Annotated in this window: 11 protein-coding genes; 7 read left to right on the top strand and 4 right to left on the bottom strand. The window is 40.4% G+C overall.

The features are described from left to right. The coding region (locus tag AC6F75_RS08195) for an FAD-binding protein (RefSeq protein ID WP_500714517.1) at nucleotides 1–980 on the bottom strand (980 nt) is incomplete at its 3' end. A 1-nt stretch (nucleotide 981) separates the two neighbouring features. Then, the gene (nadA, locus tag AC6F75_RS08190) at nucleotides 982–1,920 is read right to left on the bottom strand and encodes a quinolinate synthase NadA (RefSeq protein ID WP_500714516.1); all 939 of its coding nucleotides are present in this window, start codon (nucleotides 1,918–1,920) and stop codon (nucleotides 982–984) included. Between the two features lie 131 nt (nucleotides 1,921–2,051). On the opposite strand from nadA, the gene AC6F75_RS08185 reads away from it, so the two are divergent. The 7 genes from AC6F75_RS08185 to AC6F75_RS08155 are packed head-to-tail and all read left to right on the top strand — an operon-like array spanning nucleotide 2,052 to nucleotide 7,695. Then, the gene (locus AC6F75_RS08185) at nucleotides 2,052–3,161 is read left to right on the top strand and encodes an FAD-dependent oxidoreductase (RefSeq protein WP_500714515.1); all 1,110 of its coding nucleotides are present in this window, start codon (nucleotides 2,052–2,054) and stop codon (nucleotides 3,159–3,161) included. A 1-nt stretch (nucleotide 3,162) separates the two neighbouring features. Continuing rightward, nucleotides 3,163–3,900: a methyltransferase domain-containing protein gene (locus AC6F75_RS08180; RefSeq protein WP_500714514.1), complete on the top strand. Its 738-nt coding sequence runs from the start codon at nucleotides 3,163–3,165 to the stop codon at nucleotides 3,898–3,900. Continuing rightward, nucleotides 3,872–4,924 carry a 3-oxoacyl-[acyl-carrier-protein] synthase III C-terminal domain-containing protein gene (locus tag AC6F75_RS08175; protein ID WP_500714513.1) on the top strand — a complete coding sequence of 351 codons (1,053 nt, stop codon included), beginning with the start codon at nucleotides 3,872–3,874 and terminating at the stop codon, nucleotides 4,922–4,924. The genes AC6F75_RS08180 and AC6F75_RS08175 overlap by 29 nt, the downstream gene beginning before the upstream one ends. Nucleotides 4,925–4,927: 3 nt before the next feature. Then, nucleotides 4,928–5,719, top strand: coding sequence for an SDR family oxidoreductase (locus tag AC6F75_RS08170; RefSeq protein WP_500714512.1), 792 nt, complete (start codon nucleotides 4,928–4,930; stop codon nucleotides 5,717–5,719). Then, nucleotides 5,720–6,160: an ApeI family dehydratase gene (locus AC6F75_RS08165; RefSeq protein ID WP_500714511.1), complete on the top strand. Its 441-nt coding sequence runs from the start codon at nucleotides 5,720–5,722 to the stop codon at nucleotides 6,158–6,160. It begins immediately after the preceding gene. A gap of 1 nt (nucleotide 6,161) precedes the next feature. Further along, nucleotides 6,162–7,451, top strand: coding sequence for a beta-ketoacyl synthase N-terminal-like domain-containing protein (locus AC6F75_RS08160; RefSeq protein ID WP_500714510.1), 1,290 nt, complete (start codon nucleotides 6,162–6,164; stop codon nucleotides 7,449–7,451). After that, a complete protein-coding gene (locus AC6F75_RS08155) occupies nucleotides 7,444–7,695 on the top strand; it encodes a phosphopantetheine-binding protein (RefSeq protein WP_500714509.1) in 252 nt (83 codons plus the stop codon). Before AC6F75_RS08160 ends, AC6F75_RS08155 begins: the two co-directional genes overlap by 8 nt. 2 nt (nucleotides 7,696–7,697) lie before the next feature. On the opposite strand, the gene AC6F75_RS08150 is transcribed toward AC6F75_RS08155, so the two are convergent. Together AC6F75_RS08150 and AC6F75_RS08145 are read right to left on the bottom strand one after the other, a co-directional pair. Next, nucleotides 7,698–8,132 (bottom strand): Rrf2 family transcriptional regulator, encoded by a 435-nt coding sequence (locus AC6F75_RS08150; protein WP_500714508.1) that lies wholly within the window; start codon nucleotides 8,130–8,132, stop codon nucleotides 7,698–7,700. A 90-nt stretch (nucleotides 8,133–8,222) separates the two neighbouring features. Then, on the bottom strand, nucleotides 8,223–8,538 hold a 316-nt coding region (locus AC6F75_RS08145; RefSeq protein WP_500714507.1), incomplete at its 5' end, for a hypothetical protein.

The following is an 8,538-nucleotide window of genomic DNA, read 5'->3' as shown; positions in this document are numbered from 1 at the left end:
TATAAATCAATACCCCATATTTTACACTGATTGATGATGTTTGGGAAATGCTTTATGAGTCCCTCTCTTTCCAGATGACGACAATCCAGCAAAACGTGATCGAAGCCGCTATGTTGCATTTCCATAAAAATGGCGTCACAGATGATATCGCGGGTGGCGAGCTCACCACCCGGATGTTGTTTGAATAAAAATCGCTCTCCTTTGTGATTGATGAGGTGAGCGCCAAATCCGCGGAGTGCTTCGCTAATCAAAAACACAGGGTTACTGTCTTCAGCAGCCAAGGCCGTGGGATGAAACTGATAAAACCCCAAATGCTCAACTGAAGCACCGGCACGAGAAGCCATAGCGAGTCCGTCGCCTGTGGCAATTAAAGGATTTGTAGTTTTGGAAAATACCTGTCCGCTGCCACCAGTGGCCAGGTAGGTGATTTTCGATAGAATGCTAAACGACTGTTCTTCTTTATCCAGAAACCGTGCGCCGTAACAACGCTTGTTTTGGACGAGTAGCTCAGTGGCAAACAATTCAGTCTGAAACGAAATGTTTTTAAAACGTTTGAGTTGTTGCAATAATGCTTTTTCCAGCGCCAGTCCAGTTTGGTCCTTATGATGCAGGATACGCGCTACACTGTGACCGCCTTCAAGACTGAAATCCCAGTTGCCGTCTGTAGTTTTATCAAAGTTTGTTCCCCATTCAATTAATTCCAGAAGTCGTTTAGGAGCTTTTTCAACCACCAAACGCACAGTTTGAATATTTGAAAATCCTTTTCCGGCTTTGAGGGTGTCGCTAATATGGGATTCAAAACTACTGTGCACATTGTCCATTACAGCAGCTATTCCGCCTTGAGCGTATTTGGTGTTGCTTTCAAACTGGTCTGATTTCGTAACTAAAGTAATAGCAACATCCGGTCTTCGCTCTGCCAGTTTTATGGCAAACGCCAATCCTGCAATACCTGAACCTAAAATGAGTACGTCTGTTTTCATCTTAAGACAATTGAAGCATTTTTTCAATGGGCTTTAAAGCTTCAAGTGCAAGGGCACTGTCAACTTGGACTTCAGGTTTTTCATCGCGCAGGCAGCGATAGACTTTTTCAAGTGTGTTCAGTTTCATGAAGGCACATTCGCTGCAAGCGCAACTATTATCTTCCTGAGACGGTGCTGGAATGAGTTTTTTGTCAGGTACTTCTTTGCTTAGTTGATGAAGAATGCCCACTTCGGTAGCAACAATAAAAGTATCTGCTGAACTGTTCTTGATGTAGTTTCGCATTTGTGAAGTGGAGCCTATGCAATGCGCAATTCGTAAAATCGCATCTTCAGACTCGGGATGTGCAACGATTTCAGCATCAGGATATTCAACAACCAGATCGATCAGTTTTTCAAGCGAAAAGGCCTCATGAACAATACAACTGCCTTCCCACAGCACCATATTCCTTCCGGTAACCTTGTTTAAATAAGCACCTAGATTTTTATCTGGAGCAAAAATTAGTGGTTGGTCTTCAGGTATGGAACGAATGATTTTCTCAGCATTGGAAGAAGTACAAACATAATCACTCATCGCTTTGATTTCGGCAGATGTGTTGATATAAGTAACTACTTTATGGTCCGGAAATTTTGCTTTAAAGGCTGCAAAATCCTTGGGCAAACAACCATCAGCCAGTGAACAACCGGCAAGCGGGTCGGGTAGGAGTACTTTTTTAAAAGGGTTTAATATTTTAGCTGTTTCTGCCATAAAATACACCCCGGCAAAAACAATGATGTCAGCATCGGTTTGGGCTGCTTTTCGTGCCAATTCCAGACTGTCGCCCACAAAATCTGCTACATCCTGTATGGCTTCATCCTGATAATAATGTGCCAGAATAATAGCATTCTTTTCCTTTCGCAAACGGTTAATTTCTTTTCTTACATAATATGCTCTGTCCACCATAATAGTTTATTTTGGCAAAGATAAGAATAAATTAAGACCTTTTTATCTTGTTTATGATTTTTGTAAAATACTATAGAAAACCCTTAACACAAAGAATTCTGTTTACACCAAAAAGACATATATTTAAGCAAATGGAAAATTATTACGACATCGCTATTATTGGAGGTGGGCTAGCGGGCCTTACATCAGCATTGCATCTCACAAACAGCAATTACAAAGTTGTACTTATAGAAAAAAATGAATATCCCCATCACAAAGTTTGCGGGGAGTATGTTTCCAATGAAGTTTTGCCTTATCTAAACAACTTGGGAGTTGACCCGGTGGCTTCGGGAGCTAAACAAATTGACACTTTAGAGCTGTCAAATACTTCTGGCAAAAAGGCTCAAATCAAATTGCCTTTAGGCGGATTTGGAATCAGCAGGTATGAACTCGACTTTTTGTTGTTTAAGCAACTGGACAATAAAGTGCCTGTGATTCAGGATACCGTGACAAATGTAGATTTTAAAGAAGAAATATTCACTATTAAAACTTTGTCCAAAAATCAGTTTCAGGCAAAGTATGTGATTGGCGCTTTTGGAAAACGTTCCAATATGGATAAATCTTTAAACAGAAAATTTTTCAGTAACAAAACTGAATGGATGGCCGTTAAAGCCCATTTCAAAGCAGATTTTCCGGAGAATCTGGTTGCCCTGCATCATTTTTCCGGTGGCTATTGCGGTTTGTCACAAGTGGAAACCGGTTTTGTAAATCTCTGTTACCTTACAAAAACTAATGTGTTCAAACCACATAACAATTTAACCGAATTTGAACAGCAGGTTTTAGGGAAAAATCCGCACTTAAAAACCTTTCTGTCACAATCTGAAACTGTTTTTGAAAAACCATTAACCATCAGCCAGATTTCTTTCGAAAGAAAAAAAACGGTAGAAAACCATATCTTTATGGTGGGGGATAGTGCGTCGCTTATTCATCCTTTATGCGGTAATGGGATGGCTATGGCAATTACTGCTGCAAAATTACTCGCTGAAACCTTGATTGAAAAGCACGACAAACCCAGAGCTGACATTGAAAACAGCTATACCCAAAAGTGGAAAGCCACTTTTACAAGTAGATTAAAATACGGTAGCTTGTTGCAAAAAGTGATGATGCACCCTTTTTTATTAACCTTGGGTTTGAATTTAGCGAAATGGAATCCTAACTTAATCCCCAATTTAATTTCCAAAACACACGGAAAACCCCTGTAATATGTTTATCAATACCACGCATAGAGCCCATATTAGCGAGATAATGGATTCGCCCAAAACCGGGGAGACAGAACTGTTACAAGCTTATAAAGATATTAATACAGTAAACAGGCTACTTGGCGGAAACCAAATCACGCTTGACGGAATCATACAATTAACCAAACATTTGCCAACAGATCAGGAAGTAGTTATAACCGACATAGGTTGTGGTGACGGTGAAATACTATACAGATGTGAAAAATATGCCCAAAAAAACAATTTAAATTGGAAACTTAATGGCTTTGATATCAACTTGAAAAGCATCGCTTTAGCCTATAAAAGAGCACCAGAAAACAGTCAGGTGCAATTTGAGGTATTGGATATTTTTTCAAATCGGTTTCATGAAAAAACAGCAGATATTTTTCTCTTTTCTTTAACACTGCATCACTTCTCAGACTCTGAAATAATGAGTATTTTAGGGAAAGCAAACCAACAGGCAAAAATAGGAATAGTAATCAACGATTTACAACGCAGTACAATTGCATACAGGTTGTTTCAACTATTTGGTTTCTTTTTTTTAAAAAGCGAAATTGCCAAGAGTGATGGATTAACATCAATTCTCAATGGATTTAGAAAAAATGACCTCAAACAGTTTGCTCTCAACTTGCCCAATGGCACCCACTGGATCTATTACAGATGGGCTTTCAGGTGGCAATGGATAATAAAAAAACATGCAAGTCAGAATACATACAGTCACTAAAGAATTACCACAATATACCCGATCAACCAGGGAAATCATCCCGTTTGTGGAAACCTGGCTGGATGGGCAAGAAGACCGTTTCAAGCGAAAAGCCATCAAAATATTTGAAAATGCTTGCGTTGATCATCGCTATTCATTAGTCAGTCCACTGGAAGTTTTTACTGAAACATCCTTTGAAGAACGCAATAAAATTTACACCCGCGAAGTCATTAAAATAGGAGAAAAGGTATTGAGAAAAGCATTGGAAAAAGCCCATTGGCAGGCAGATTCCCTCGATTATATCATTACGGTGAGTTGTACCGGAATTATGATTCCTTCGCTGGATGCTTACTTGATTAACCGTTTAAAATTGCGGCAGGACATCGTGCGGCTTCCGGTGACTGAGATGGGCTGTGCTGCTGGTGTTTCAGGGTTGATTTATGCCCGACAATTTTTAATGGCCAATCCGGGTAAACGAGCTGCCATCATTGCGGTTGAAAGCCCCGCATCCACATTTTTATTCAATGATTTTTCAATGACAAACATTGTAAGCGCAGCCATTTTTGGAGACGGAGCCTCTTGCGCCTTGATTTCCTCTGAAGAAGATGCTACAGGACCGGAAATTGTTGATTCCTCCATGTTTCATTTTTATGATGCAGAACACTTTATGGGTTTTGACCTGACCAACGACGGACTCAAAATGATCCTTGATGAGGACGTTCCCAATCAAATCGAATCCCATTTTTCAGAAATTATACACCCTTTTCTAAAAAGAAATGAACTTAAAATAGAGAATGTTCAACATATGATTTTTCACCCCGGTGGAAAAAAAATCCTTGAAATTACAGAAAGCCTTTTCAAAGAATTGGGCAAAAACATTGACGACACCCGAGAAGTACTGCGGCTTTTTGGAAATATGAGCAGTGCCACAGTACTGTATGTTTTGGAACGTTTTCTGGAAAAGGAAATCGCAAATAATGATTACGGATTGATATTGAGTTTCGGACCCGGGTTTTCGGCCCAACAGGTTTTATTAAAATGGTAATGGATGGAGTTTAAAAATAAAAATTATTGGGCTGTTATTTTAGGAGGTAGCAGCGGATTAGGTCTTGGAACAGCAAAAAAGCTAGCTAAAGAGGGGATGAATTTATGCATCATTCACCGCGACCGAAAAGAAGACCTTCCCAAAATACACGAAGAATTTGAACGCTTTCGCGAAAGCGGAATCAATCTCATTTCTTTTAACGTAGACGCTTTGAAAGAAGACTCAAGAAATGAAATTTTGAATGCACTCTTGCAAACAATGGGAAAAGAAGGCAAGGTGAGGGTTTTGGTTCACAGCATCGCCAAAGGCAACCTGAAGCCCATGCACTCAAATGACATTGATGTTTTAAATAATTCAGATTTTCACATCACGATAGATGCTATGGCCATTAGCTTGTATGACTGGACGCATGCGCTCATTGACCGAAATATGTTTAGTGAATCAGCTCGTGTGGTGTCATTTACCAGCGAAGGAAATGCCAAAGCCTGGCCATATTATGCTGCAGTTTCAGCTGCCAAAGCCACTCTGGAAGCCATTACACGAAATATGGCCGTAGAGTTTGCGCAACTGGGCATCACGACCAATTGCATTCAAGCCGGAGCAGTGGATACTCCTGCGTTGCGTGCCATTCCAGGGAGTGATAAATACACAGCAATCTCATTAAAGAAAAACCCGTTTAAGCGCTTAACCACTCCTGAAGATATTGGAAACGTGGTCTATCTTTTATGCAAGGACGAAGCAGCCTGGATCAACGGAGCCATTATAAAAGCTGATGGGGGCGAAAGTTTAAAATAGATGACTAAAGACGAAATCATAGCACATTTGCCTTATGGAACCGATTTTCTCTTTGTAGATTCGATCAACGAGGTTTCTGAAACCGGAATTACAGGGCAGTATCAATTCAAGAAGGATGAATATTTTTATGCCTCACACTTTAAAGAAAACCCCATAACCCCAGGTGTTATTTTATTAGAATGCATGGCTCAAATCGGGTTGGTTTGCCAAGGTATTTATCTGGTCTCGAAATCTGATAAAAACGAATTAACCATAAAAAGCAACATAGCACTAAGTTCGAGTGAAATCGATTTTTTAATACCAGTTTACCCAAATGAAAAAATCACAGTAGTGTCTGAAATAGTATACTTTAGGTTTAATAAGTTAAAGTGTAAGGTTAAGATGATTAATTCAAAAAACGAATTGGTTTGTCAAGGAGTTTTAAGCGGAATGATCCAATAAAATGCATTCAGAGAAAAGCAATATCAGGGTTGTGGTTACCGGTTTGGGGGTTGTTGCTCCCAACGGGGTAGGTCTTGATGCTTTTACGGCTGCCTTGAAAAACGGAACATCCGGAATACGATATTTTGAAGAGTTGAAAGCATTGAATTTTTCCTGCCAAATTGGAGGAATGCCTGAAATTTCGGAAGATTTAAAAAGGGAGTATTTTACAGGGCCCCAACTCAAAAACTTCAACAGCGACGGGATTCTATACGGTGTTATCGCGGGAATCGACGCCTGGAAAGATGCCGGTTTGAATGTTAAAAATGATGGAGTCGATTTTGACTCAGGAACTATTTTTGGTTCCGGAAATCTTGGAGTTGCCAAATTCAGGGAAAGCATCAATCATATTGATGCCGGAAATGTTAGGCGATTGGGCAGCACCTCTGTGCAGCAAACCATGAGCAGCGGAGCGAGCGCTTATCTGGGCGGAATGCTAGGCTTGGGAAATATGGTAACGTCCAATTCGTCAGCCTGTACCACAGGAACCGAAGCAATTGTTCTGGCTTATGAGCGGATAAAATCCGGTAAAGCCAAACGTGTGCTTACAGGCAGCACCAGTGACGGCGGACCTTATGTTTGGGGAGGGTTTGATGCTTTGCGCATTTTGCCCCATAAGTTTAACGAGCAACCTGAAAAAGCTTCACAACCCTTGAGTGCAACTGCTTCAGGCTTTGTACCCGGTTGCGGAGCCGGAGCATTGGTTCTGGAAAGCCTGGAAAGTGCTTTGGAAAGAAATGCAACCATCTATACCGAAATCGTAGGTGTTGCCGTGAATAGCGGCGGACAAAAAAACGGCGGAAGTATGACGGCCCCAAATCCAAAAGCTGTGCAACAATGCATTAAAAACGCCCTAAATGATGCAAAAATCACCGGAAAAATGATTGATACCATTAACGGTCATTTAACCGCAACGACCAAAGATGCTGAAGAAGTTCAAAACTGGAGCGAAGCCTTGGGGCAAAATGGAAACGACTTTCCTTACATCAATTCCCTGAAAGGAATGACCGGGCATTGCCTGAGTGCTTCGGGCAGTGTTGAAGCCGTGGCCACAGTAATTCAATTGAAAGAAGGGTTTTTGTTTCCAAATGTCAATTGTGAGGAAATTCACCCTGAGGTTCTTAAAATAATTGCAGCGGAATGTATTCCGCGAAAGCGAAAAGAAATTGAATTAAATTATGCCATAAAAGCAAGTTTTGGCTTTGGAGATGTCAATGCCTGTGTTATATTTAAAAGAAAAATCAATGACTAAAGAAATTATTTATACAAAACTGGAAACCATCATTTCTGCTTATCTGCCTGAAGATGTTTCAAAAGAACACATCAATTTTCAAAGTGACCTGACTAAAGAGTTGAATATCAATTCTTCACATTTGGTGGACATCATTCTCGATGTGGAAGATGCTTTTGATATTGCACTATCCAACGATGATATGGAAAAAATCAGGACCTTAGATGATGTAGTAAGCATCATTTTAAGTAAACAAAAGCAGTAAAATTAAATTTTCAACACGGTATTGCCAGACTCGACTTGCTGTGAAAGGTCTTTAAGCGAAGTGTTTTCCATCATAGTGATGATTTGTGTTCGGATGGGTTTAAAAGTGTGATGAATGGGGCAGGGGGAATTTTCATCACAAGATTTAAGACCAAGTCCGCATTCTGTAAAAAGACCATCGCCATCAATAGCTAAAACCAAATCTTTGAGTTTGATGCGTTCCAAATCCTTTTCTGAAAAGGAAAACCCGCCATTGGGACCCTTATTGGATTGCACAAGCTTATTTTTAGCAAGCTGTTGGAGTATTTTTGCAGTAAAAGCTACCGGAGAGTCTATTTCACGTGCAATTTCAGGCAGTACCACGCGCTTGCCCTGCAGCGATTGCGCGGCGATATACAAAGTGGCACGAATGCCGTATTCACAAGCTTTTGAAAACATAATACAAACGTACAAAAAAAAGTGAATAGAGGTGAGTAATTAGAGGTGAGTTGAAAAACCAACTCACCACTCACCTCTACCCACTATTTACTATACTACAGCGCATCCACCACCGGCACAGGCAGCTTCGGCCTTAAGGTCGGTTTCATCTTCATATTCAAGGACGTTGCGCAAATCGATATTGTGGAGTTTTGACTCCATTTTTTGAAATTCTTCTTTGGTAATATCGGTAAATGGTGCTTGTTGATAGTTTCCATTGTCAAATGGAAGCACGCTCAGTCCGTTGTATGACGATTTGTTGTGCCACATCCATTCGCCCACTTTGCCCCATTCATTGGGTTTAATGGAAACGGTTGCCGAAACATTATTGTCATTTTCACCGTTGCGATAGCCTTTTTTAATCCAT

This window comes from Planktosalinus sp., from assembly GCF_059864935.1.
This window is presented reverse-complemented; position numbering and strand designations above follow the sequence as displayed.

What these genes read in the sequence shown, in the direction of transcription:
- nadA (WP_500714516.1), bottom strand. Translation starts at nt 1,920, where the DNA reads ATGGTGGACAGAGCATATTATGTAAGAAAAGAAATTAACCGTTTGCGA.
- AC6F75_RS08185 (WP_500714515.1), top strand. Translation starts at nt 2,052, where the DNA reads ATGGAAAATTATTACGACATCGCTATTATTGGAGGTGGGCTAGCGGGC.
- AC6F75_RS08180 (WP_500714514.1), top strand. Translation starts at nt 3,163, where the DNA reads ATGTTTATCAATACCACGCATAGAGCCCATATTAGCGAGATAATGGAT.
- AC6F75_RS08175 (WP_500714513.1), top strand. Translation starts at nt 3,872, where the DNA reads ATGCAAGTCAGAATACATACAGTCACTAAAGAATTACCACAATATACC.
- AC6F75_RS08170 (WP_500714512.1), top strand. Translation starts at nt 4,928, where the DNA reads ATGGAGTTTAAAAATAAAAATTATTGGGCTGTTATTTTAGGAGGTAGC.
- AC6F75_RS08165 (WP_500714511.1), top strand. Translation starts at nt 5,720, where the DNA reads ATGACTAAAGACGAAATCATAGCACATTTGCCTTATGGAACCGATTTT.
- AC6F75_RS08160 (WP_500714510.1), top strand. Translation starts at nt 6,162, where the DNA reads ATGCATTCAGAGAAAAGCAATATCAGGGTTGTGGTTACCGGTTTGGGG.
- AC6F75_RS08155 (WP_500714509.1), top strand. Translation starts at nt 7,444, where the DNA reads ATGACTAAAGAAATTATTTATACAAAACTGGAAACCATCATTTCTGCT.
- AC6F75_RS08150 (WP_500714508.1), bottom strand. Translation starts at nt 8,132, where the DNA reads ATGTTTTCAAAAGCTTGTGAATACGGCATTCGTGCCACTTTGTATATC.